This window comes from Planomicrobium sp. CPCC 101079, from assembly GCF_007859275.1.
GTDB lineage: Bacteria > Bacillota > Bacilli > Bacillales_A > Planococcaceae > Planococcus.
In genome coordinates this window covers 20,071-43,785 of the sequence record NZ_VOHC01000001.1, presented here as the reverse complement: position 1 = coordinate 43,785, position 23,715 = coordinate 20,071, and the positions used below count along the sequence as shown (strand labels likewise).

Genomic DNA, 23,715 nt, shown 5'->3' with positions numbered 1-23,715 from the left:
TTGCCCCCTTAAACGTTGATTTTCTTTTTATTATATACAATTCGTATTTTAGCGTATATTAACTCAATCTTCCAAGTAAGGTTTTAGCAGTAAATCCCCATAATCCAAGAGCGTATCGGTATCGCGGATGTGCTTTTTCGCCTCGCTGTTTTTCCCCCGGGGCTCCATGGATTTCATATCATACAGCACCTCCGGCATTCTCGCTCCAGGAGCCTTATAGATTTGCTCAGACTGGATAAACGAACCGCCTGGCAAATAATACCGCATGCCGAGAAGGTTTTTCTCGTACTGGAATAAGTTATGGCCCATCATCGGATTTTCATGATCGATGCCGAGTAGGGCTAAAATGGTCGGCATAATATCCACTTGTCCACCCAACTGTTCCATTTGAATTCCGTAAAACAGATCGCCGCCTGTAAACAGGAGGGGAATGGTAAACTGATCTTTTATCGTATACGGATGCCCGATGAAATTTTCGAGCAGAAGTTCGTCTTGTTCAGTAACAAGTGATCCGTGCATGCCTGAATGATCTCCTAAAATGACAATGAGTGATTCATCATAAAGCCCTTGGCTCCTTAACTCCTCAATAAAGGCTCCAATTTGCGCATCTGTGTAATGGATCGCCTGCAAATAATTGCCGACATACATATCCTCGTATTCCGCAGGCAAATCCAGGCCTTGCATATTCTCAGGCATGATGAAAGGCGTATGGCTGGTGACTGTTACGATATTGGAATAAATCCGTTCATAATCCTTCAGCTGTTTCTGCAATTTATCAGCTGCAAAGTCAAATACGACTTCATCCGCCGGCCCAAACCCCACCGGTTTGATATTCGGAATTTCTTCTGTTGAATACACTTCATCATAACCAAGAACCGGATATAGAACGTCCCTGTTCCAAAACGTCACTTCATCCGCATGATAAGTTGCGGAACCATAACCGTGTTTCTGTAAAGTGCGCGGAAGAGATGGCACCGCTTTCCCGTTTAGGCTATTGACGGTCGGAATCATTCCTTGTGGATATAAACCGGTATTTACAATCCATTCGGCATCGGAAGTAGTCCCCGCACCAATCTGCTGGAACACATTGGGGAAGTATGCACTTTCACTCAAAAGCTCATTCAAATGCGGGGTGATTTCCTGTCCATTCAACGATTTCCCAATCACGAAGTTTTGCAGGGATTCTACTTGAATGACAAACAAATGCCGATCTCTCGCTAGCCCAAACGCCTTTTGCCGTTCAAGTTCCACGTATTCATTTCCTTTTAACGCTTCCAATTGTTTTGGCGACAGTTTAGTCGTCGATGCGTGCGCTGTTTCATTAGAGCGGTGATAAACCTGAACCAATTGAGATTGAAGGTAGCCATTTTCTTTCGCAAAATAAGAGACATCGATAAGCGGCTGTTTAAGTGCATAGCCGGTAGTTGCGGCGCATAACAAAGCTAAACCAGCTGCCGCATATTTGAGTGATTGTGTTTTTGCCGGCGCTGCCCACTTGCGCGCGAAAATCAGTACAAGTATGGCATCCAGGAAAAACAAAAAATCGAATGGATTTGACAGCATCATAATCGTATTGCCGACAGAACCCGACTGCGTTGTTTGCTGAAGATCGTAATAAGAAGGAATGGTAGAATAATAACGAATATAAAGAGTTACCGTAAAGAAAATAACTGAGACTAGGAAGTTGTAGATCCAAATTGTTAGCCATACCCTTTTATTGACTGCCAACAATACAAGTGCAAACAATAATGCCCACATTGGAAATTCGATAAATGCAACGGTCACCACAGATTTCGTGTCAAAAATCAGTACTCTAAATGCAATGACTTTAATAAATAATAGTAAAAATAAATTCAAGTAAGAGAAGGCAGTTGGTTTTTTCATAGAAATCACCTCCTTTTGAATAACGAAAAACCAAGAAAAAAGATGCATGAAAAGAGGAGGAATCACTCACAAGAAACTCCTTTTTCCTTCTTCACATTTTCCCGTCAGAATCCTCCTGCCATAAACGGTTGATTGTTCTGTTTCCATCCTTTATCTTCACTTCATATACATCCGGATTTGAAAGCTTCATCCATTCTTTAAATCCAAAACTGATATCAATTTGCTTAAGCAAAAGGCCCATCATATTCCCATGAGTGACCAATACACAATGATTCGGTGCTGTTTCCAGTACGGCTGCTCCTCTTTCCATCGCTTCAACTCCGGATTCTCCTCCAGCTAGTTTCAGATCCAGTTTCTGAAATGACTCCTCTAACCGTTCAAGCCAATCCGGCAAGTCTTCGTTGCTTAACACCCGCTCAGCAAGCCGTTCATCAATTTCCACGCTTACCTTCAGTTCTTTTGCTAAAGGTTCAATTGATTGGACTGCGCGGACAAACGGACTGGAAATGAGACTGGAAATTTCTCTTCCTCTGAAAAACCTGACCAACCTTTCCGCCTGCTCTACCCCTTCGCTTGTCAGGGGTGCTTCTGGAGCTTGGCCAGTTGCTTTGCAGTGCCGCACTAAATATAATGTTTTTTCCATGTTCCTCTCTCCTAATTCCATTTCCTGAAAATTTCTTTTTTCTCCTGGCAATTTGTCTTGTGAAGCCATCTTTTTCTGTATATAAAGAATCTTTAAGATTAGTATACCTTTTCTTTCTCAATTCTTCATTTAATCATTTTAATAAACGGCCTGTTCGTGTGATCCGTAAGCATAACTCACTAGATATAACAATGGTCCATTACAGTCCCTTTTCCCTAAATTAAATCTTTTGAAGCAAAAAAACTCCGGAGCATTTGAAAGCTCCGGAGTTTTTTATAGTTTTTTCATCAAATTCGCCATTTCAATTGCTCCAGCTGCAGATTCCCAGCCTTTATTGCCCGCTTTCGTGCCTGCGCGTTCAATTGCCTGTTCAATCGAATCAGTCGTTAAGACTCCGAAAATGACCGGTATGTTCGCTTGGTCCATTGCTCTCGATACGCCTTTGGCCACCTCGCTGCAGACATAGTCAAAGTGCGGAGTTGCACCGCGAATAACGGTACCAAGTGTGATGACCGCGTCGTAATTGCCGCTCATCGCCATTTTTTTGGCAACAAGCGGAATTTCAAATGCGCCAGGAACCCAAGCGATCGAAACGTTCTCTTCTTCAACGCCGTGGCGCTTTAATGCATCTTGCGCTCCGCCCAGTAATTTGCTTGTGATAAATTCATTGAACCGGCCAACTACAATACCGATGCGCAGGCCTTCACCATTTAAATATCCTTCGTATAAAACCGTCATAATCCATTCTCCTTTAAAAGTTCAGCATGTGGCCGAGCTTTGATTTTTTAGTTTTCATGTACACTTCATTTTCTTCTTTTGTCGGCATTTCAATCGGCAGCCGCTCGACTACTTCCAGGCCATAACCGCCGATGCCGGCGATTTTGCGTGGGTTGTTGGTCAACAGCTTCATCTTTTTCACGCCAAGATCGCGCAGGATCTGCGCACCGATGCCATAATCGCGCAAGTCATCGGCAAAGCCGAGTTTTTGATTGGCTTCAACCGTATCGTAGCCTTGCGCTTGCAGTTCATAGGCTTTCAATTTATTGATGAGCCCAATGCCGCGGCCCTCCTGGCGCATATACAATAAGATCCCAGAGCCAGCTTCATTGATTTGCTTTAGAGCGGCATGCAGCTGCGGCCCGCAATCGCATTTGTTGGAGCCAAAAACGTCGCCCGTCAAGCACTCGGAATGGACGCGCGTCAGTACAGCTTGTTCCGGGTCAATATCGCCTTTTATAAGCGCTACATGGTCTTGGCCAGTCAGCACTTCCGTATAGCCGACCGCGCGGAAAACTCCATATTCCGTCGGCAGTGCAACTTCCACTTCACGTTTAATAAGTTTTTCATTTTTTTGTTTGTAGGATATTAAATCCTGAATTGTCAAGATGCCAAGGCCCAACCGCTCAGCCACTTTCTGCAAATCATCGACGCGGGCCATTGTGCCGTCCGTGTTCATGATTTCACAGATGACTCCGGCAGGCGCAGAACCTGCAAGTTTTGCCAGGTCAACCGCAGCTTCTGTATGGCCGGCGCGGCGCAGTACGCCTCCCGCTTTTGCAATCAGCGGAAACACATGACCTGGCCGTTTGAAATCAGATGCCTTGGCATTTGGGTCAATCATGCTTTTGATTGTATGCGAACGCTCGAATGCGCTGATGCCTGTCGTCGAATCTTTGTGGTCGACACTGATCGTAAAGGCTGTACCGTATTCATCTGTATTGTTGTCAGTCATCAAACCGATTTTCAAGCGGGAAGCAATAGTTTCATCGACCGGAACACAAATCAGCCCTCTGCCTTCAGTCGCCATTAAATTGACCATTTCAGGTGTGGTAAACTCGGCCAATGCGACAAAGTCCCCTTCATTTTCGCGGTTCTCGTCATCAATGACAATAACGGCTTTGCCGTTTTTCAAATCGCGGACAGCTTCTTCCACTGTATAAAACATTTGCAACGCCTCCAATTAAAATCCGTGTTCCGATAACCAGTTTTTGGTCATTTTCGGTTCTGCTGTTTGAATGCGCTCTGTATACTTTGCAAGCATATCGCATTCAATATTGACGCGGGAGCCAATTCCCTTTTCCCCTAACAGCGAATCTTGCTGCGTTGTTGGAATCAATGAAATGGTCACTGTGTTATGTCCGACACCAAAAACGGTAAGCGAAGTGCCATCAACTGCTATCGAACCTTTCAGCATCATGTATTTCATAAGATGCGGTTCCAGTTCAATCGTTTTAGTAATAGCATTTGCTTCTTTTTTCTCAGCCCGGATCACACCGATGCCATCGATATGGCCGCTGACAAAATGGCCGCCGAACCGGCCATTCGCCGGCATCGCCCGTTCCAAATTGACGCGGGAACCGGTTTTCAAACCGGCAATCGCAGACGATTTAACTGTTTCCGGAATAACGTCCACTGTAAACGTATTGCTGGTAAACGTCGATACTGTCAAACAGACGCCGTTGATGGAAATGCTGTCTCCCCGCTTCACGTCTTCTAGAATAAGCGAACAGGCGATTGTCAGCTCCATTGCCTGCGGTTTTGCGCGGACAGAAGTGATTTTCCCAACTTCTTCTACAATTCCCGTAAACATGTAGGTGCCTCCTCTTTAATTGCGGTGTAAAGGTGAAACTTTCCGGGCAGGCTGACGAATATCGCAAATAGATAGACTAATGCCTTGTGCAAAAATCAAGAAAGAAATTCGGTTAATGTGCCTGCATTGCCGGTGTAACTATAAAAAGGAATTTTTCCACCAAGGGGCGTTGGGTGGTGGATAAAGGATAGGTGATGGTGCTAAATTGATATCGGCTAAAATCAGCAACGCTAAAAATCCCGGAGACAGGATTGCTGTACGCTTATTAAACACAGTTGCCCTTCTTCCGAAACGATTGCTATACGGCGGCCATTGAGGATAACGGCCGCTCCATGCGCGATATGAATAATAAAAAAGTGCTTCGAGCACTTATTTTTGTACGCAAAAAATTCTTCTTTCAGTTTTCAGGCCCAAAAGAAAAGCGTATGACAAATCTCTCTTCAACTTCTTCTCCCATCCAGACTTTAACTGTCGGTGCCGGATTTACACCAGCTCCACCGATCCTGAAAAGCATAGGCGCATGTCTAGCCCCGACAAGCGCTGGAGGACTTGAAGATTACGGTGTCTTTTGCCGTAATCAGCAAGGCCGAAGCGACCTCGAGGGGCTATGCGCCGGAGCTAGACATTATAAATAGCAAAAGGCGCAAGCATATGCTGATCCTAGGATCGGGTCACGGACTTACAGTTTCCTGCTCACCGCCGGTAAGGAATTTCACCTTGCCCCGAAGAATTTGATTCGATTTATTGTCCACTTCATAGTAGCATAAAAAGAAATAGAATTCCCCTCATTTTAGCATTTTATGAAAGGAGGCCCCTCACATGGCACATACGTTATTAGTGAAAGGCATTGATGTCGACCCGGAAACCCGCTGTGCCCATTATCATTCAGAAATCGACCGGATTGCCATCAAATTTTACTGTTGCGGCATTTACTATCCATGCTTCGACTGCCATAAAGCAGTTGGCTGCGGAAAAAGCACAGTTTGGCCGAAAGAACGGTTTGATGAAAAAGCGGTTCTTTGCGGCGCTTGCGGCCACGAGCTGACGGTGAATGAATATTTGAATTGCGCCTCCAGTTGTCCTGCTTGTTCAGCATCTTTTAATCCCGGATGCAGCTTACATAAGCACTTGTATTTCGAATAACAAGCACAAAAAAAGAGCGTTTCCGCTCTTTTTTCAGGATGTCGAGAAACTCTTGTTGTTCTTTTCACATTGCGCTCCAGGCGGACGCTTTCCGCGGGGTGTGGCCTAAGCCTCCTCGCTCGCTGGCGCTCCCTGCGGGGTCTCAGGACTCGCACCATTCCCGCAGGAGTCGCCGCCTTCCGCTGCATGTCACTTCTTTTCATTCGCTTTGGAGATGCTCTATACTCATGATTGTTTGGATTAATTTGCTGGTGGTGTTTCCTGCTCTCCCGATAGGGAGCCAAGTGGCGGAGACGCCTGCGGGATAGCGAGACAGCCGAGACCCCGCAAGACGCGAAGCGGCTGAGGAGGCTTGGCGCTCGCCCGCGGCAAGCGCAGCCGGTTGGCGAACTATCGGCTAATGGATGATTGCTCATACAACGTTACCTTTTTCAACAAGCTGGAAAACAAGCGTTTCCGCTCTTTTTACTCTATCCGCATGCACATGACAATCTGTTCACCTTTTGAACGCATCAATCGGCGGCCAGTGTCTTCAAATCCGGCTTTTTCGTACACATGCTGTGCGGCTCTATTTTGTGCATTAACGCCCAACACCACTTCATTGAATGCCGGGTACTCTTTTTTGATGAATTCCGGAAGCGCATAAATTGACCCTGTCGCAATTCCTCTTCCTTGGAATTTCGGGTTCACAGAATAGGCTCGCAGCAGCAAAGCTTTCGGATTGTCCGTATAAATTTTTCGGTCATCTGATTCATCAAGCTCGAAAAATCCCGCTACCTCATTTCGCGCAAAAATGATGATCAGATGCTTTAAAGGATTTTCAGCGTCCCGCTTGATAATGTCCTGAGGCAATCCGGTAAATTGCAATTGATCAGAAGGCAAATCGTATTTGACTGAAACTTTTGATGTGTAAGCATGAAGGGAAACATCTTTTATATGAATCATATCGCTAGTCTCCTTATTAGTTAGAAACGATCAAGTGCTGTGTCACTTTCGGCAATGTTGTTAACGCGTCGCGCAGAAATTCCGGATACAAGGCCACTTCACTAATTTCCGAAAGCGGAATCCACTGGTATACCAATCGCTCACCTTCGGGTCCAAAGAATGAGCCGCTCTGATAAATCGCTGGATTCTCCTCGCCATGGACCAAATAATAAAATCCAATTTCATGAAACTTTTTGCCGGCGTATGTGAAAAAGTTTTCAACTGCCCAAAGCAGTTGAGTCACTTCAACCTCGACATCCAGCTCTTCTGCCATTTCTCGCATTAAACACGATTTTGAGTCCTCCAGCACGCGAGCCCGGCCGCCTGGCAATGCCCAATGACTATCATTTGCCTGCTTATGGAGCAAGACGTGGTCTTTTTCAATCCAAATTCCCGCCACCCGGTAATTAAATACGGTATCTTCCATTTTAAACGTCGCATCCATTTGGCAGCACATCCTATTCTTTTTCTAAGGTGACTACAACAATTTCAGGCAAATTGAACACGCGAAGCGGAAAACCGCTGTTCCCCAATCCCCGGCTCAGCACTAGTTGAGTCTCCTCTTTTTTAAAAACGCCTGTGGTCATTTCCGGAAACCATCCTTGCCCTGGAGCCAGTACACCGCCGATTCCCGGGATCCGGATTTGCCCGCCGTGCGCATGCCCGGAGAAAACAACATCAATCGACTCTTCCACATAAACATTAAACACTTCCGGCCGATGCGACAACATCAATGTAAACGCATCCGTCAATTCCGTTTCATCAATTGCTTGCCGTATGTAATCTTCTTCCATTATATCAACATTAAGAAGCGGGTCGTTAATACCTGCCACTTGAATGATTTCACCATCTTTTTCCCACACTGCCGCTTCATTCATCAAAACAGTCACTCCGCGTGTTTCTAAACCTTCCGTAATTTGGTCAATTTCATTTATTGCTACTTCGTGGTTTCCGATAACAAAATAGACATCGCTTATTTTCACCAAAGCATCCACTAACGTCAGGCTTTTTCCCAAATCGTAGCGGTTGCTGTCGACTAAATCGCCTGTCAAAAAAATGGCATCCGGTTCAGCAGCCTTAACTTTTTTAATAAGGGAAGATTGGTTTTTGCCGAAGGTGGCATTGTGCAAATCTGAAATTTGGACGATTTTCGTTCCTTCAAACGCTTCGGGCAGCTTTTCTGAAGCTACCGTATATTCAGTGGTTTGAACCCACTTATTGTTCACCCATACAAATCCCCACGCAAATAAAACAAGCGCAAGCAGGATTGTCAATTTTTTCATATAGCTTCTCCTGTTCCGTAAAAGTACTTTTCATATAGCAGCAACGCCACATGCCTTATTCCGGTGCTACTATTTCTATTTTCAAACGGTCCGGCCCTTCTATAAAAAGGGCATAGTAATGGCTGCCACCGGCAAAAGGATGGCGGTCTTCGTACAACACCTTTACACATTTCCTTCTCATTTTCCCAGTTAATTCATCAACCTGCTGGCGAGATTTCGCATGGAACGCCAGATGATTTAAACCTGTTGCCTTGCGGTTATAGCCATTGTGCAGAAATTCATTTTCTGTCTGCACAAACACAAGATAGGTGGATGAGTGTTTATAGCTAAATCCCCGTGGCCACTCTTGGTATAATTCGTAACCCAAATCCGGAAGCAAATCATCGTAAAACTCTCTCGTTGCAGGAAGATTTGAGGCATTTATTTCGACATGGTGCAACAAATTCATCAACTCCTTCATTCTAACAGAATTGAACAAAAAAGAAGCGGGCAGCAAAGCTGCCCCTTCCCGATACAACTATTGGACTTGCACTGGTAAAGTTTGGACGTGTTTAAATAATGACTTTACAAACGGCGTTGAAGTTCCATAGGCTTTTGACCAATTCTGTTTCCTTTTGGACATTTCCACCTTTTACCGTAAAAATAAATTTTGATTTATTTTTTTCAGTGTAAACTTCTTCATTGTCAATTTCAAACTCCAAAATTTCAATTTGGCATTCCTCAAAAATTTTGCTGATGGTTGCAAAACTGTCTTTCTGATCTTCCGCAATTACAATGACTACTTTATGGTTGCCGATCACTAAGAATTTTCGCTCAAGCTTCTCTAGCACATGCAGCGTTACAAGCACAATCAATGTAGTTAAAATTGCAACAAAATACATATCGATGCCAACAACTAAACCAATGCCCGCAGCTACCCAAATAGATGCCGCAGTCGTCAGCCCTTTTACCGAGCCTCTTTGGACGATGATTGTTCCAGCCCCCAAAAAACCAATTCCGCTTATAACATAAGACGGGATACGGCCTGGATCAAATCGGATTGCATCATTGTCCATATTTAAAAATGGATCAAACCCTGTCACTGATAAAATCATCATCAGACAAGAACCGGTCCCCACAAGAACGTGTGTCCGAAGTCCCGCAGCCTGCTTTTTAGACTCTCGTTCTATTCCGATTAATCCGCTCAATAATGCAGTCAACAGCAAGCGAACAATGATATCGATATAATCTTCCGGTACAAAGCCCATGCTGTTTACCCCCTGATTTATCTTCAACGCTTCTTTATAGTTTACCCAGAATTTTTGTCAACATTCCTTAGATTCCAGAGTTGGAAAGTATGAATCTTCACCATTTTAATTGAAATAGGAGATCGATCAAGTACTGCCGATGCTCTTCTTTTATCGGCCAGCCGGCTATCTCCAGCTTTAACGCTTCCCTATTGCCAAAGCCTTTAACAAAACCGTTCAACCGAGCGGCAAAAGTTGAATCTACTAGAAGCTCCGGCGAAGGATACAAAATTTCCAGTTGATCCAGAGCTTTTGGATACCGCTTTAAATAATATTTTTGATGGCGTTCTTCCGCAAGGGTGAAGCCGTTGAACGGAGCTATATCCGTTTCAATTGCTTCACCTAATTCTTTTTCCATCCCTGCTTTAACCTTGTCAATCGCTTCTTTTTGCTCGCCGCTGTGATAACGCAGCAACGATATATATTGCCGCCCTTTATAGTTATCTCGGTTTGGATAATGATTTTTCCAAAAATGCAGGAGTACATCTTCAAAATTTAAAACTTCCGGATTAAAATCAATTTCCACTGTTTCTGTATGGTCTCCCAGGTTTCGGTAAGTGGGATTTGGAGCAGTGCCTCCAGCAAAACCCACACGCGTCCGTATGACCCCCGGCAAGCTGCCGAAACGGGCTTCCGGCCCCCAAAAACACCCCATACCCAACGTCGCTCTCTCATATGAAGACATACTATTTTCAAATCCATGTTCAATTGCTTGAATGTCAACTCGATCTTGTTCCATCTGCGTACACTCCTCTGCCTGCTACTGCATCCATTATAAATCTAACTTGAAACCCCATAAAACTCTAAGATGCAAATAGAAAAGGCAATATTTTCTGACAGTTTAATGGTAATATTAATACCAAGAATGATTACGATTCATGGCTCTTCCGATAAATAAAGACGGGACTGATTTTGGATGGAAACCACAACTAAAACAGATGCAATCAATACCACTTCCAATGCCTGCAGCTATAGTTCTTTACACCAGGCGATAACTGGAATCATACAAGGCAGCCGCCTTGCCGATGCGGCTTGCAGCCTAGCTATCCGGCATGCTGAAACCGGGGACCTTCTTTATGGGAAAAATGAAGAAGACGGCATAACTCCCGCTTCTTCCTTAAAAATCTTAACTGCTGCAGCAGCTTTGGAAGTACTTGGGGAAAATCATCGTTTTTCTACCGCTGTTTTCATGGACGGCGCTATTGAAAAAGGCATTCTGCATGGCAACCTCTATCTACGCGGACAAGGCGATCCGACCTTAAGAAAATCAAACTTGGATAATTTTGCGGCGGCTTTGGCAAAACGTGGAGTGAAAGAAATATCAGGGAACCTTATCGGAGATGATACTTGGTTTGATGCTGATCGCTTGTCGCCCGGTATTTCGCAAGAAGATGAGTCTTATTATTATGCAGCCCGCATCTCAGCATTAAATCTTTCGCCCAATGCTGACTTTGATACTGGTTCCATTAAAGTGGACGCAAAACCTTCACGCATCGGGCAGCCTGCAAAAGTGATTTTGCCATCCAGCGCCGCGTTTATGGAAGTGGACAATCGTGCCGTAACCGTACCAAAAAACGAGTCAAACACGCTGCTGATCGAACGTGAAACCGGCACCAACAAAATTATCATAACGGGAAATGTGCCGCTCGGAAGTGCGGGTGCAAAAGAATGGATTTCTGTTCCCGATCCGACCGCATATGCTTTATTTAATTTCCAGCTTGCTTTGGCTGAACGCGGCATTGCGTTTTCTGAAACCTCGAAAATCCTTGCCGGCAAAGTTCCTCCTGCCGCCACTTTACTGCTGTCCCATGAATCCATGACGCTCAAAAAATTGCTTGTGCCGTTCATGAAACTCAGTAACAATTCACACGCTGAAATGTTGGCGAAAGAAATGGGGAAAGCGGTCTATGGAGACGGCAGCTGGAACTCGGGTCTTCGGGTTATGCGCAGCTTTCTTGAAGGCTTTGGCCTGGATACAGACCAATGGCTATTTGAAGACGCTTCTGGCATGTCCCATACCAATAAAATCACGGCTGCTGAATTGTCCAAATTGCTCTATAAGGTACGTTTTAGGCCATGGTTTTCCCATTTTCTGAACGGGTTGCCTGTTGCGGGAGCTCCCGAACGTTTTATTGGAGGCACATTGAGAAAAAGATTCAAAACTGGATCTGCCAAAAATAATGCGACCGCGAAAACTGGAACATTGAATGGAGTCAGTTCCCTTTCCGGATATGTAAAAACGAAAGACGGCGAATGGCTAGTAATCGCTTTTCTTACACAAGGTTTTGCAGCACCGACTATCCCGGCCATTGACCGCTTAGTTGAAGCGATCGCTCAGTCGCGACAAACTTTTTAAGCAACAAACAGCCGACTATTATTGAAGAAAGAGGGGAATTGCCATGAACAGCCGGAGAAAGGAAATTACCGCCTATTTCGAGCAGCTGGATCGGAGTTTTTTTATGGACACCCATAAAGAGTTTGCCGGTTTGGATGAAGCTCTTCCAATTGGCTATGAGCAAACGATATCCCAGCCTTCCCTCGTTTTGGAAATGACAATCGCTTTGGATCTGCAGCCCGATTCTAAAGTGCTTGAAATCGGGACTGGTTCAGGTTTTCAAACTGCATTGCTGGCTGAATTTTCTATGGCCGTTTATACTGTTGAACGGATTGAAGCTTTACATGTCCGGGCAAAAGAACGGTTAGCGGAAGCCGGTTTTGCCAATATCCATTTTCAATTGGCGGATGGCAGCTTGGGCTGGCGGGAGAATGCGCCTTATGATCGAATTATGGTAACCGCCGCCGCTTCAGAAGTTCCAAAGGAACTGATTGACCAATTAGGGAATGGCGGAAAAATGATAATTCCGGTCGGCAGCCCAATGGTTCAGGAATTGCAGCTAATCTCAAAAAACAGCAATGGGGAACTTTCTTCCAAGGTATTGAACAAAGTCGTCTTTGTCCGCTTAAAAGGGAAATACGAATAGTACACAAAGAGGCCGGCCTTCAAAGTCAAAAGACTTGAAGACGGCCTTTCAGTTTGCTCCTTCGCTCCCAATTTCCGGCAAGCGCGGCCGCGTCGCTTTATACCAGTGATAACACAGGATGACAATAAGCATTAAATCGATGGCGTCGCCTCCATAGTACATCAGCATACCGCCAGCTTCCGCTTCGCCTCTTGGCACACCGGTTGGCGGATAAGCATAAATATATTTTGATAAAATGCCATGGCCAGCCAGCGCCGCTATCAAGATGACGGAACGGTAAAGATAGCTGAACCGGTGTGCAACCGGATCGATATAAATGATTGCTCCTGTAAATAAATAACCGGCAAAAAAAACATGCGCATGAACCACTAGCTCTATGAGCGGATTATGGTGCATGGCCAGATAAATATCGGTTGTATAAAGAACATATAGTCCTCCAACATTGAGAATTGCAGCGGTTACCGGATGGCTAAGCCAAAAGATGGGCCTGCTTTTCAAAAGAAACACCAGACGCCTTGCAGAATCAACGTTCAAGGCTCTAAGAATGAGAGTCATTGGTGCAGAAAGGACCATGAAGAGCGGCGCCAGCATACCAAGCAGCAAATGACCCACCATATGGGCGATAAAGCTCGTATGTGACCAAGCTGCTAAAGGGCCGGTTAACACTAATGCCATGCTGATAATCCCTGCACTCCAGAAGACCGTGCGAAACCATGGCCAGGGCCGGCGCTTTTTGTTGGATAGAAAAATCGCTCCCACATATAGCAGCCATCCTGCCCCCAGCAAAATCAAATACAAAGGCTCGATTGCCATTCTCTCTGCATGTTCGGAATGTTGCATGCCTTCCTCACCGCTCCGCTTTTATTTTATTGGATATCTTGCGCGTCCGTAGCAACAGATAAATTCCGATCGCCATTAAAATAAGCGCAATAATATTCCAGACCAGATCGTAGACAAAGAGATCCACCCCATAACGGATTTGATGCAGCTTCATCACTTTATGCTGAATGAGGCCATCATAGAGCTGAAAAGAACCGGTTCCTAAAAAGGCGCCGCCAATCCACCTTTTCGGCCATAACCCTTTTCGGCGCCGGAGATTAGCATACATGAAAAGAGAAGCTACTGTCGCAAACCAGCTAAATGCATGGAAGATTCCATCAGAAACAAGTCCGGCATTGGTTGTCGATTGATCATAAAAATGGTGCCAATGCAAAAGTTGATGAAAAATGGCTTCATCAACAAAAGCAGCAAAACCAAGGCCGAACAAAAAGCCGGACCACAAATTGAACGATGAGTACACTACGCGATTTTTTGCTGTTGCGTGGTCTACTGAGCTGCCATTGGTAATGGCCATGAATTCCTCCCCCCTTATTTTCTGTTGCTTTATTACCTGTATTTTTCCCATTCTAAAATTTCCTGATATCATTTGGTAAAAAATACCCGTCATGTAGGTAGTTCAAACATTCCAGTATTCTAATAGAGTTTCCTATCTATTAGTTTGTTTTGGGCGTATACTGAACCTACACGGAAGAGGGAAGCTCGCTTCCGATTTAGAGGAGCGAAACTATATGCCCCAAGAAAAAACGCTTCAAACTGAAATTGGAGGATTTATTTCGGGTTTAATGCGAGAACACTTTGGCAAAGGACCTACATCCATCTTTGTAAGCATCGCCCCCCTTTTATTGCCATTCATCTTCGCGGATGCTTAACAGCAACCGAAAAGATTTTATTGAAAAGAAACGAAACGAATCATGTTTACAAAATTAGAGACTTGATTACGGAAGACATGATTTCTCATATTAAATTAGGTCTTTCAAAACTGTCGGACTTTAATGTAAAAGAGGTTTATGCAGACTGGAATTTCGAGAACGAAACAGGGCTTGTTATTGCCGTTTCGGAAGAAGGCATTGCTGAAGAATTAGAGATTTGGCCAGAAGGCGTTGATAAAGAAGACTTCCAGAATGAAGTTATCGACCTCAGTACAAAAGGCCAAAAAGCACCAGGCTCTACAGAAATCTACTGGCTCAACAATCGCACCCTTCTGATTAAAAGGACGGAAATATTTGTGCAAATAGAAAAAGAATTGATTAAAAATGGGTTTATTGAAGAATTGAAACTTGCAAAAAGGCCCTTGGAATACCGATTAATCCGACAATCTGCTTTAGAGACTATTTTAAAAAGAGAAATTATGGAAACATTTGTTGATTGGAACTTTGAAGACGACAAAGGCTATATGGTCCTGATTTTAAAGCCTCAAAAGCATGATTCATTAGATTAGATATAATCTTAAGAAGAAAAGCCCGCTCTGAGCGGGCTTTTCTTTAGCATGTAGGGAAATTCCTTGTATTGGTTGGATAGGATTTATGCCGCCGCAGCTATTCTGCAAAACGGCTGCGCTTGCCCCTGTCTTGCGCCGAATTTGCAGCACTTTTTATGTCTCATAGTCAGCACAGCGATACAGAGACAAGAACAGTCTATTTCTTCACGGTTTGGCGCCATAGTTAACAGGGAAATAGGAGGAAAGTTGATGATCATGGAGCGGAAGTGTGTGAGGCTAAGGAAGCGCCTGAGGCCACGCCCTGGTGCATCACCTATCCCCAAGGCCCGAAAGCGTCCGGTTGGAGCGCAGCGAAAAGCAGGGATCAAGATTTTTCTTTTTTCTCTTCAATGGCATATTCTTTGTAAATCTCTCCTTCTCCCGTATAATATAGTCAAATTTAATCGCAAGTTCTTTTGAAAAAAAAGGAGCGGAATGCATATGCCTAAGGAAAAAACAATTCATTCAGAAATCGGATCTTTTATGTCCACCTTAATCCGTGACCACTTCGGCAAAGGCCCAACTTCAGTATATGTCGCTTTTGCACGGCCTTTCATCACCATCCATCTCCGCGGCTTTTTGACGCCTACCGAAAAAGTCCTCTTAAAACAAAACGAACCAAACCGAATATTGAAAATAAGAGATTTATTGATGAAAGACCTGGTTTCAGAAATAAAGCTTGCATTGTGGAAAATAGGTGAATTCGACGTCAAAGAAGTTTATGCTGACTGGAACCTCACCAATGAAAGCGGAATGATTATCGTGGTTTTGAATGAAGATGCAAATCTTGAATCTTTTGACCGGCCGGCAAATTTTGATGAAAAAGCCTTTAAAGAAGAATTGAACAAAGCGAGCGTCAAAGCACAGAAAAAACCTGGAAGTACGGAGATTTATTGGCTGAATGACAGAACAATCCTGGCTAAGCGCACAGAAATTTTAGTCGCGGTCGAGAAAGAATTGATCAAAAACGGGTTCAGCGAAGAATTAAAAATTGCAAAACGTCCATTAGAACGGAAAGTGTTCGGGGAAGTACAACTGGAGGCCGTTCTCAAGAGAGCCATCATCGAAACTTTCGTAGAGTGGAATTTTGATACAGATAAAGCCTATACAGTTTTCGTGCTTGAGCCTGAGAAAAAGTGACAGAGTATAAAAGCAGAAAATGCCTGCCAACTATGGCAGGCATTTTTAACCTGCTTGATTGATCGCCAGAAACGCGTTTGAAAGACGTCCAGCAAAATCCACAGGCGGTTCAACAGACTCTAAATACATACTCACAATATTTGGATTGGCGATTTGCCATTGCCGATAAATACTCGGCAGCGGCAATTCATACTGAAGCAGCGCCACCTTAAAGGTCTGGCATTCTTCCGGCAGCAGAAAAATTTCCGCTTTATTCAATGCAAGGCCGTTTTCCTGATAGCGCTCGAAAGAAATATCAAGTTCCAGCGTGCAGTTAAAAAAAACAGCTTCAGCCTCAATTCCAAGCGTCCGTTTTTTGTTAACGGTGCATTTCCCTGCAGATATCTCTATTTCAGCGCCTAATAGCATTCCTACTTTTTCAGCTACTTGTTCCAAATCCTTCATATTTCTCCACCCTTCCACTTGACCGCAGAGCCATCATTTAATAACCGTTTGGATAGAGCGGCAGTGTGCACATTTCACGTACAGCTTATGAGTCACCAACCGTTCAATATAGTCGATCGAATCCGTAAACTCCCGCTTCTCCACTGGAGTTTCTGTAAAACCGCAACGGTCCCCGGCATAAAGCTTTTGGTGGATCCGCTTTTTCTTATGGTCGACAAAATAATTCATAAAAACATATCTTCCTCCTTTTTTCATAAAAAAAAGCCGAAAAGAGCTCTCTTAATACGAGAACTTCTTTTCGGCTTTGTAGGCAGCTCTATTGTCTGCAACATTGAACCAATATATATTCACAATAAGGGATCATACGGATAAGCAAATAATCATCAAATTGGAAACCCTATTGTTTTCCAAGTACTTTCAGCATACTTGTTTCGGTTAACGAAGTAAAGGAATATGTACCTATTTTAATTAACAAGATGAAAACCTTCCAATTGAATGCGCTTTGTCAGCTGGTCCGCCGATATTTGAGACGAATCATAAGTAATGGCAACTTCCCCTTCATTGATATCCACTAAAGCCCGCTCCACTTCTTCCATTTCAAGCAAAAAAGACTCCAGCGATTGCAGCGGCTTTTCTTCTGTCGCTTCTTTTACATAAATCGTCATCGTTTCCATCAAATATCACCCTTTCACATTCACTTTCTTTTCTATACCCTGAAACGATAAGGAATAAAAGGATTTTGTTCTATTAAATAAGCAGCGGAGATAGAAAATCTCCACTGCTTATCACCATAATTAAAATTCCATCTTCAATTTTCCGTCTTCAAGCAGTAGCTTGGCATTAAATTTCTTGCCATTCTTTGAGACAAAGCCTTTTAAGACCGGTGTCTTCCCTTTCGTACACAAGTATTCGATTTGTTTGGCGGTCAGCCGCTTTTTCAAGAAGACAGCCGGAAATGACTGCTTGCAGCCATTGGCGTATTCTGTGCAGCTATAATACCCTTTGGTCGAGATAATCATACCTTTTTTGCATGCGGGACAAAGTGCAATTTCTTCTTTCGATTCTGGCATCGCCATTTTTTCAGGCAAGCCGTTCTTCTGCATTTGGGCTGGAACTTCATCCAATAATTTTTGGATAAACTTTCCAATGGTCGTTAGAAATACTTCTGATGAGCCTTCCCCGTTGCCGATTTTTTTCAAATACGTCTCCCATTTTGCAGTCATCGAGGGACTGGACAACAAGTTTCCTTCAATAGCCTGGCATAGAATCCGTCCTTTGTCGGTGATGGAGACAATGTTTTTGTTTACAGTGATATATTCATGCCGTTTGATCGTCTCGATAATGCCGCTCCGGGTCGCTTCGGTGCCGAGCCCTTCAATTTCTTTTAGGATCTCGGTATCTTCCACATCATCCACGAACTTCCCGCAAGTTTTCATCATAGCGATCAGTTGGCCTTCCGTATACGGTTTCGGAGGCGTCGTCATGCCTTCTTTAACCGCGATTTCACTTTTCACCAGTTCTTGCTCCCGAAGTTCCGGAAGCGCGGGCTCCTGCTTGGCATCACGGGCAGCCGGGAACAATTCTCTCCAGCCTTGTTCAAGCTCTGTCTTGCCGGTTGTGAAAAAGTCCAGGCCGTTCACATTGGTTGTCACTTTCGTTTCCGCATAGCGGTAATCCCGGTGGAACATCGCTAGTGTAGTGCGCAGTACTTCTTCATACAAATTGCGTTCATCACGGGCCAAGCCCTCAAGTTTCCTGGCTGTCGGCAAGGTTTTCGTCGGGATGATGGCGTAATGCTCCTGCACTTTCGCATTGTCGACAAAACGCTTTTTCGGCGCTTTTGAAGCAATCGGAAAAGAAGTGCCAATCAATTGCTGGTACGCTTCCACTTGGTTCGCCAAATACGCGAACTCGCTTGTCGTAATATGCTGCGCATCGGTTCTTGGGTAGCTGACAAGCTTTTTTTCATACAGGCCCTGCATAACTGACAACACTTTAGACGGGCTGTATTTCCATTTCCGGTTTGCTGCTGCCTGTAAGGTTGACAGTGAATGGAGTTGAGGAGGAGGCGTCCTCTTTTCAGTTGTTTTCACCGAAGTGACCGTGCCTTCCGCTTTGCCGGAAATTCCATGTTTCGCTAATAGCTCTTCCGCTTCTTTCCGCTCTTTCGATTTTAATTTCGCCTTGCCTTTATAACGGCCCTTTTCCGCATTGAACATTCCTTCAATTTCATAAAACGGTTCCGGCACAAACGCTTCAATTTCTTTTTCACGCTGGTAAATCAAAAAGACCGTCGGTGTCTGCACACGGCCGATGGCAAACACTTCCCGGATGCCTTTAGCCTGAAGCAAAAGCGAATACAAACGCGAGCCATTCATGCCGACCAGCCAGTCACTGATCTGCCTGGCCTTCGCTTCTTCGTACAATAAGAGATCCTGCCGATTATCGCGCAGCTCCTGAAATCCTTTTCGCACTTCATCCACTTCAAGCGAGTTAATCCACAGCCGCTTGATCGTCTTCCCTTTTGCTCCTGTCTGGTTATAAATGCTGTAAAAAATATTGGACCCTTCCCGGTCAACGTCGCAAGCATTGATAACGGTATCGGTTTGTTTGATGAGTTTCTTAATAACGCCAAATTGCTGGGCTTTGCCCCGTGCCACTTGAAATTGGTAAGACGCCGGCAAAATCGGCAGTGCGGCAAGCGACCACTTGGCCCATTTGGGATCATAAGCTTTTGGTTCCTTCAATTCTACAAGATGGCCAATCCCCCAGGTGATATAGGCTCCTTCCGGAAAAATCGCGTTAGGAGCAATTTCTATATATCCGTCGCGCTTTGTTGTTTTAAAGGCGTCGGCATATGCTTTTGCCTGGCTTGGTTTTTCGGCCACAATTACTGGTTTCATATTTTTCGTCCTTTCACGCTTATCCTTTCTTTTATTGTACTCTTTCCAAAAGAGAAGCAAAGGAATTTAACCGGCTATATTCCGCTCTCGGACAACATATCCCCGAAATCTTTCTTAATGTGGTCTCTTTCGCCGAAAATCATAACTTTATCCCCGGCTTGCAGTTCTACTTCAAATAAAGACTTCCTTAAAATTTTATCGCCCCGTCGAATAAACAGCAAATGGAGGTCGGCATCTTCCATAATAAGCCGATGGGACGGCAGCCCTATATATTTCGAATCTTCCTTAATGTCTACAAGTGCCACCATATCCTTGTCTTGCAACGATAATGCCGTTTTAAGAGGCCAATCTTCAAGATCGTACTCTTCATCCATTTCATGTTCAAATTTATCAGTTAAAAATTGATGCACCCGTTTGTTCCGTAAAATTAGAAAAACTACAAATAAAGAGCCGATGCCAGCCAGCATCCAATTAATCCGCAAGTCGTTGGATAAAATCGTTGCTATCGAAGAAATCATAACAGCTAATGAAAAATACCCGAACAAAATCACTCCTGCACTAATTTTTCTGCGAATAGGATGATCAATAATCAATGAGGCCTCATCCGTGGTGAATCCTGTTGCCGTCAGCATGGAAATTACTTGATACCGTGCTATTCTTTTCTTAAGCCCAGTTGCGACAAAAAGCAAGGCAGCAATTTCAATCACCAGCCATATGATGGACGAGTAAATTAAGATAAACTGAATTTCTAACATATTTCTCCCCCATTCTTGCCTATATTGAGCATATTCCCTTAAACAGAAGTTTAAAATCCTCTGAAAAAGAAATACTCCGTAGTATAATGAGAAAATATGAACTGTTCCAGTAAAAAGAATGGAGAGAAACCTATGACAGTAAACAGCAGATCTGCTCTGCTTGCAGGAGCCAGTGGGCTGGTCGGAACTGAGTTGTTGCACGTGCTGCTCGAAAATCCTGTTTATGAACATGTAAAAATTATGGTCCGAAAACCTCTGGATGCCAAACATCCAAAATTAGAACAAGTAATCGTAGATTACGAAGAACTCGAAAACTATACCATTCATTTCAAGGTGCATGACGTCTATTGCTGCTTGGGCACCACTATAAAAAAAGCCGGTTCCCAGGCAGCTTTCCGGAAAGTGGATTACGAATACCCGGTTAGGCTTGCTAATATGGCAAGCGTCCACGGCGTGAAAAACTTCCTTATCGTTTCCGCCCTTGGAGCAGATGCCGCATCAAAAGTATTTTACAGCAAAACAAAAGGAGAACTTGAAGTACAGCTGAAAAAGCTTGACCTGCCAGCTCTTCATATTTTTCAGCCCTCACTGTTGCTTGGCAATCGGCAGGAATTTCGTTTGGGCGAAAAGACAGCAACTGCCTTAAGTCCGATTTTTAGCCTTTTCCTTACCGGCCCGTTGCAGAAATACAAACCGGTAAGCGCAAGAAGCGTAGCCAACGCTATGTATGCAGCGGCTCAGACAAATCAATCCGGCATTTTCACGTATCCTTCAGACCAAATCAAGAAAATCAGCCAGCAACCTTTACAAGAAATAAAAAGATGAGGCCACAGAATCCGGCCTCATCTTTTTATTCTGGAAATCCTACTGCTTATTTTGGAAGCTGCAAACTGCAGCTGTCTTGGTTAGGCAGTCAATGATTGGCATTTTCTGCAGCGTTAATATTTGCCTGCAGTTCAATCTCAACATTGCCTTTAATTGCGCGGCTAATCATGCACGAAGACTCTGCTTTTTCCGCAAGCTTCTGCGCTAAAGAAAAATCGCGTTCTGAAGCATCGGCTTTCAGCACAATGCTGGGTCTATGAATGATGCGCTCATACGTGATGACACCGTTCGTTACATCGACGATGCCCTCTGATTCCATTGTTAATGACTCTTTCTCCAACTTGCTGCGCTCCATCATGGCTGCAAGCGTAATGATATAGCATGTTGCGGCAGCGCCGAGCAACATTTCATCAGGATTAGTCCCGACTCCCGGTCCATCCATTTCCGGCGGAATCGAAATTTTTGTTTTTAAATTGCCTGTTTCAATGTCCCCGACATCATTGCGGAGACCTGGCCAATTTGCTTGTAAATGAAAACTGTGTTTTGCCACTATAATCTCTCTCCTATCGTCATTCTTTTCTTCAGCGGTACAGCCGTTCCAATTCTTCTATTCTAGGCATCGCAGTAAGCGCACCTGCTTTTGTCGCACATAGCGCTCCAAGTTTATTGGAAAACGAAGCGCATTCAATCACTTCCTGCTTGGTTTTTGGCATGCCATTCAAGTGGATATGGCGAATGGTGCCGGCTACAAATGCATCACCAGCCCCAGTCGTATCAACCGGTTGTACCGGTATAACCGGAACATGGAAAACTTCTCCCTCAAACAAAGCAAAAGTACCGTTTTTGCCATCTGTCAAGAAAACAAGCGGGATGTTAAATTCCGTGAGACGCGTAATGCCTTCTTCCATCGAGTCGGTTTCCATCAAAAATGCCAGTTCGTCTGTTGTCACTTTCAACACATCGGTCGTACGCAGGAATTTGCAGGCTGTATCCCGGCTGCGCTGCTCGCTATCCCAACGAAGCGGGCGGATGTTGGCATCAAATGAACAGATCACTCCGTTTGCCTTTGCCAGTTCTACCGCTTTCTCTGTTGTTTTTAGCGCTTGTGGATGGAACATCGTACCAGAACAAATATGAAAAACACTGGCCTGTTCAAACGCTTCTATCTGGAGATCTTCTGATGTCACTTGAATATCCGGCGTCTCGTTGACGTATTCTGCAAAAATCCGGTCATAATCAGGAGTTAAATGAATAAAGACACCGCTCACCCGCTTATCCGGTACAATGATGGATGGACTGAGAATTACGTTTTCTTTTTCAAGTTCACCGCGGACAAACTCAGATGTTTCATCGTCTCCTGTTACGGTTATGAATGCAGAAGGCACCCCTAAGCGGCTGACGCCTGCTGCAACGTTCACCGTCGCACCTCCAAGGTGGCGTGTAAATGAATCATTGTTCGTATTGTTTGCTATATAGTCAACAAAAGCATCTCCATACGTAAGGACGTGCTTTGAATTGGTCATTTGTTTGCCTCCACTCTTTCAGCCCACTTTCGAGTGCGCTTCAAAAGATCTTTTTTTACTCGTTTCGTATAATTCTATCATAAAAGCCATTTAGACTCGCTAAAGTAAAACTGGAACGAGCACGATTAAAAACAGCCTCTTTATCATACGATAAAAGAAAAACATTCGGGAAGGCAATTTTGCTTTTATTTAAGATTATTGGTCCGCTTTAGCTGCTTTTTCATAAAGCATTTCCCGGCGGTCGTCAAATACTGGAATCCGGCCGCGCACTTCATCTACTTCCCTCAAATCGATTTCAGCATAACCAATCGTTTCTTCTGTGCCTAATTGCATGCGGATTTCTCCCCACGGAGCAATGACCATCGAGTTTCCGCCAAATTCGTTTTTCGGATCGCTTCCGGCACGATTGACCGCCACAATAAAACATTGGTTTTCAATCGCCCGGGCTTGCAGCAATACACGCCAATGGTCGATTCGCGATGCCGGCCATTCCGCCGGCACAAACATGATCTTGGCACCGTTCAATGCATGGGTACGGATCCATTCCGGAAAACGGATATCATAACAGATAACTCCGCCGCATGTCACACCGTCCAAATCAAAAAGATTAAGAGAATCACCTGCATTGAGGTAAACATGTTCGTCCATCAACCCGAAAAGATGAGCTTTATCGTATTCCCCGACAGCTTCGCCGTTTTTATCGGCAATGTGCATTGTATTATAGAAAGCACCGTTTTTACGGGTGGATACCGAACCGCCCACCACATGCACTTGATGCTTTTTGGCGAAATCGGCAATAAATGCTTTTGCCTGTCCCTCGCCGTCTGCCAATGCCTCCAATTTGGTTAATGCATATCCAGTATTCCACATTTCAGGCAAGATGATAACGTCCGCCCCGTTGTCTTTTGCCTCAGCCATTTTTTCCGCCACACGATTAAAATTCGTTTCCGGTTCTCCAAACGCAATATCAAGTTGGATACATGCAAGTTTCATATATGTTTCCTCCAGTAGACA

General features: G+C 44.3%; 28 protein-coding genes and 1 riboswitch. Of the genes, 7 read left to right on the top strand and 21 right to left on the bottom strand.

Annotated features, from left to right (window positions below; translation table 11 throughout):
• Positions 1-63 precede the first annotated feature (63 nt).
• The 5 genes from FQV28_RS00250 to ribE all read right to left on the bottom strand — a co-directional run bounded on the left by FQV28_RS00250 (position 64) and on the right by ribE (position 5,117).
• A complete protein-coding gene (locus tag FQV28_RS00250; protein WP_146493590.1) occupies positions 64-1,884 on the bottom strand; it encodes an LTA synthase family protein in 1,821 nt (606 codons plus the stop codon).
• 91 nt (positions 1,885-1,975) lie between these two features.
• Complete coding sequence (locus FQV28_RS00245) at positions 1,976-2,527, bottom strand: histidine phosphatase family protein (RefSeq protein WP_146493589.1); 552 nt, start codon at positions 2,525-2,527, stop codon at positions 1,976-1,978.
• Between the two features lie 273 nt (positions 2,528-2,800).
• Positions 2,801-3,265 carry a 6,7-dimethyl-8-ribityllumazine synthase gene (gene ribH / locus FQV28_RS00240; RefSeq protein ID WP_146493588.1) on the bottom strand — a complete coding sequence of 155 codons (465 nt, stop codon included), beginning with the start codon at positions 3,263-3,265 and terminating at the stop codon, positions 2,801-2,803.
• A gap of 13 nt (positions 3,266-3,278) precedes the next feature.
• The gene (locus tag FQV28_RS00235) at positions 3,279-4,472 is read right to left on the bottom strand and encodes a bifunctional 3,4-dihydroxy-2-butanone-4-phosphate synthase/GTP cyclohydrolase II (RefSeq protein ID WP_146493587.1); all 1,194 of its coding nucleotides are present in this window, start codon (positions 4,470-4,472) and stop codon (positions 3,279-3,281) included.
• 15 nt (positions 4,473-4,487) lie between these two features.
• Entirely contained in the window at positions 4,488-5,117 is a 630-nt protein-coding gene (gene ribE, locus FQV28_RS00230) for a riboflavin synthase (RefSeq protein ID WP_146493586.1), read from the bottom strand.
• Positions 5,118-5,558: 441 nt separating this feature from the next.
• A riboswitch (FMN riboswitch) is annotated at positions 5,559-5,851 on the bottom strand.
• 85 nt (positions 5,852-5,936) lie between these two features.
• Here ribE and FQV28_RS00225 point away from each other — a divergent pair.
• Entirely contained in the window at positions 5,937-6,260 is a 324-nt protein-coding gene (locus tag FQV28_RS00225; protein ID WP_146493585.1) for a CHY zinc finger protein, read from the top strand.
• 465 nt (positions 6,261-6,725) lie between these two features.
• Here FQV28_RS00225 and FQV28_RS00220 read toward each other — a convergent pair whose 3' ends face one another.
• The 6 genes from FQV28_RS00220 to FQV28_RS00195 form a co-directional block, all read right to left on the bottom strand.
• On the bottom strand, positions 6,726-7,205 hold the full coding sequence (locus FQV28_RS00220) for a GNAT family N-acetyltransferase (RefSeq protein WP_146493584.1): 480 nt from the start codon (positions 7,203-7,205) through the stop codon (positions 6,726-6,728).
• 16 nt (positions 7,206-7,221) lie between these two features.
• Complete coding sequence (locus tag FQV28_RS00215) at positions 7,222-7,689, bottom strand: NUDIX hydrolase (protein ID WP_146493583.1); 468 nt, start codon at positions 7,687-7,689, stop codon at positions 7,222-7,224.
• A gap of 13 nt (positions 7,690-7,702) precedes the next feature.
• Positions 7,703-8,527, bottom strand: a complete 825-nt coding sequence (locus FQV28_RS00210; RefSeq protein WP_146493582.1) for a metallophosphoesterase — start codon at positions 8,525-8,527, stop codon at positions 7,703-7,705.
• A gap of 55 nt (positions 8,528-8,582) precedes the next feature.
• A complete protein-coding gene (locus FQV28_RS00205; protein WP_146493581.1) occupies positions 8,583-8,969 on the bottom strand; it encodes a VOC family protein in 387 nt (128 codons plus the stop codon).
• 109 nt (positions 8,970-9,078) lie between these two features.
• A complete protein-coding gene (locus FQV28_RS00200) occupies positions 9,079-9,774 on the bottom strand; it encodes an MgtC/SapB family protein (protein WP_146493580.1) in 696 nt (231 codons plus the stop codon).
• Positions 9,775-9,871: 97 nt separating this feature from the next.
• Positions 9,872-10,552 carry a peptide-methionine (S)-S-oxide reductase MsrA gene (locus tag FQV28_RS00195; protein WP_146493579.1) on the bottom strand — a complete coding sequence of 227 codons (681 nt, stop codon included), beginning with the start codon at positions 10,550-10,552 and terminating at the stop codon, positions 9,872-9,874.
• A 177-nt stretch (positions 10,553-10,729) separates the two neighbouring features.
• Here FQV28_RS00195 and dacB point away from each other — a divergent pair, with 177 nt between their 5' ends.
• Positions 10,730-12,169: a D-alanyl-D-alanine carboxypeptidase/D-alanyl-D-alanine endopeptidase gene (gene dacB / locus FQV28_RS00190; RefSeq protein ID WP_146493578.1), complete on the top strand. Its 1,440-nt coding sequence runs from the start codon at positions 10,730-10,732 to the stop codon at positions 12,167-12,169.
• A 43-nt stretch (positions 12,170-12,212) separates the two neighbouring features.
• Positions 12,213-12,794 carry a protein-L-isoaspartate(D-aspartate) O-methyltransferase gene (locus FQV28_RS00185; RefSeq protein WP_146493577.1) on the top strand — a complete coding sequence of 194 codons (582 nt, stop codon included), beginning with the start codon at positions 12,213-12,215 and terminating at the stop codon, positions 12,792-12,794.
• A gap of 48 nt (positions 12,795-12,842) precedes the next feature.
• On the opposite strand, the gene FQV28_RS00180 is transcribed toward FQV28_RS00185, so the two are convergent.
• On the bottom strand, positions 12,843-13,634 hold the full coding sequence (locus FQV28_RS00180) for a cytochrome c oxidase assembly protein (RefSeq protein ID WP_146493576.1): 792 nt from the start codon (positions 13,632-13,634) through the stop codon (positions 12,843-12,845).
• A 7-nt stretch (positions 13,635-13,641) separates the two neighbouring features.
• A complete protein-coding gene (locus tag FQV28_RS00175) occupies positions 13,642-14,148 on the bottom strand; it encodes a DUF2243 domain-containing protein (protein WP_146493575.1) in 507 nt (168 codons plus the stop codon).
• 214 nt (positions 14,149-14,362) lie between these two features.
• On the opposite strand from FQV28_RS00175, the gene FQV28_RS19390 reads away from it, so the two are divergent.
• From FQV28_RS19390 to FQV28_RS00165, 3 genes are all read left to right on the top strand, one after another.
• The gene (locus tag FQV28_RS19390) at positions 14,363-14,503 is read left to right on the top strand and encodes a Na-translocating system protein MpsC family protein (RefSeq protein ID WP_255472739.1); all 141 of its coding nucleotides are present in this window, start codon (positions 14,363-14,365) and stop codon (positions 14,501-14,503) included.
• A 20-nt stretch (positions 14,504-14,523) separates the two neighbouring features.
• Positions 14,524-15,072: a hypothetical protein gene (locus FQV28_RS00170; RefSeq protein WP_255472738.1), complete on the top strand. Its 549-nt coding sequence runs from the start codon at positions 14,524-14,526 to the stop codon at positions 15,070-15,072.
• 480 nt (positions 15,073-15,552) lie between these two features.
• Positions 15,553-16,251 carry a Na-translocating system protein MpsC family protein gene (locus FQV28_RS00165; RefSeq protein ID WP_146493574.1) on the top strand — a complete coding sequence of 233 codons (699 nt, stop codon included), beginning with the start codon at positions 15,553-15,555 and terminating at the stop codon, positions 16,249-16,251.
• Between the two features lie 45 nt (positions 16,252-16,296).
• On the opposite strand, the gene FQV28_RS00160 is transcribed toward FQV28_RS00165, so the two are convergent.
• The 5 genes from FQV28_RS00160 to FQV28_RS00140 all read right to left on the bottom strand — a co-directional run bounded on the left by FQV28_RS00160 (position 16,297) and on the right by FQV28_RS00140 (position 20,353).
• A complete protein-coding gene (locus tag FQV28_RS00160; RefSeq protein ID WP_146493573.1) occupies positions 16,297-16,695 on the bottom strand; it encodes a DUF1259 domain-containing protein in 399 nt (132 codons plus the stop codon).
• Positions 16,696-16,728: 33 nt separating this feature from the next.
• A complete protein-coding gene (locus FQV28_RS00155; protein WP_146493572.1) occupies positions 16,729-16,923 on the bottom strand; it encodes a hypothetical protein in 195 nt (64 codons plus the stop codon).
• Positions 16,924-17,159: 236 nt separating this feature from the next.
• On the bottom strand, positions 17,160-17,369 hold the full coding sequence (locus FQV28_RS00150) for a heavy-metal-associated domain-containing protein (RefSeq protein ID WP_146493571.1): 210 nt from the start codon (positions 17,367-17,369) through the stop codon (positions 17,160-17,162).
• A gap of 120 nt (positions 17,370-17,489) precedes the next feature.
• Positions 17,490-19,598, bottom strand: a complete 2,109-nt coding sequence (locus tag FQV28_RS00145) for a type IA DNA topoisomerase (RefSeq protein WP_146493570.1) — start codon at positions 19,596-19,598, stop codon at positions 17,490-17,492.
• A 74-nt stretch (positions 19,599-19,672) separates the two neighbouring features.
• Positions 19,673-20,353 (bottom strand): hypothetical protein, encoded by a 681-nt coding sequence (locus FQV28_RS00140; RefSeq protein ID WP_146493569.1) that lies wholly within the window; start codon positions 20,351-20,353, stop codon positions 19,673-19,675.
• A 132-nt stretch (positions 20,354-20,485) separates the two neighbouring features.
• On the opposite strand from FQV28_RS00140, the gene FQV28_RS00135 reads away from it, so the two are divergent.
• A complete protein-coding gene (locus tag FQV28_RS00135; protein ID WP_146493568.1) occupies positions 20,486-21,178 on the top strand; it encodes an oxidoreductase in 693 nt (230 codons plus the stop codon).
• Between the two features lie 88 nt (positions 21,179-21,266).
• Here FQV28_RS00135 and FQV28_RS00130 read toward each other — a convergent pair whose 3' ends face one another.
• The 3 genes from FQV28_RS00130 to FQV28_RS00120 form a co-directional block, all read right to left on the bottom strand.
• On the bottom strand, positions 21,267-21,728 hold the full coding sequence (locus FQV28_RS00130) for an OsmC family protein (protein WP_146493567.1): 462 nt from the start codon (positions 21,726-21,728) through the stop codon (positions 21,267-21,269).
• 31 nt (positions 21,729-21,759) lie between these two features.
• Positions 21,760-22,701: a carbohydrate kinase family protein gene (locus tag FQV28_RS00125; RefSeq protein WP_146493566.1), complete on the bottom strand. Its 942-nt coding sequence runs from the start codon at positions 22,699-22,701 to the stop codon at positions 21,760-21,762.
• 195 nt (positions 22,702-22,896) lie between these two features.
• Complete coding sequence (locus tag FQV28_RS00120; protein ID WP_146493565.1) at positions 22,897-23,694, bottom strand: carbon-nitrogen family hydrolase; 798 nt, start codon at positions 23,692-23,694, stop codon at positions 22,897-22,899.
• Positions 23,695-23,715 lie beyond the last annotated feature (21 nt).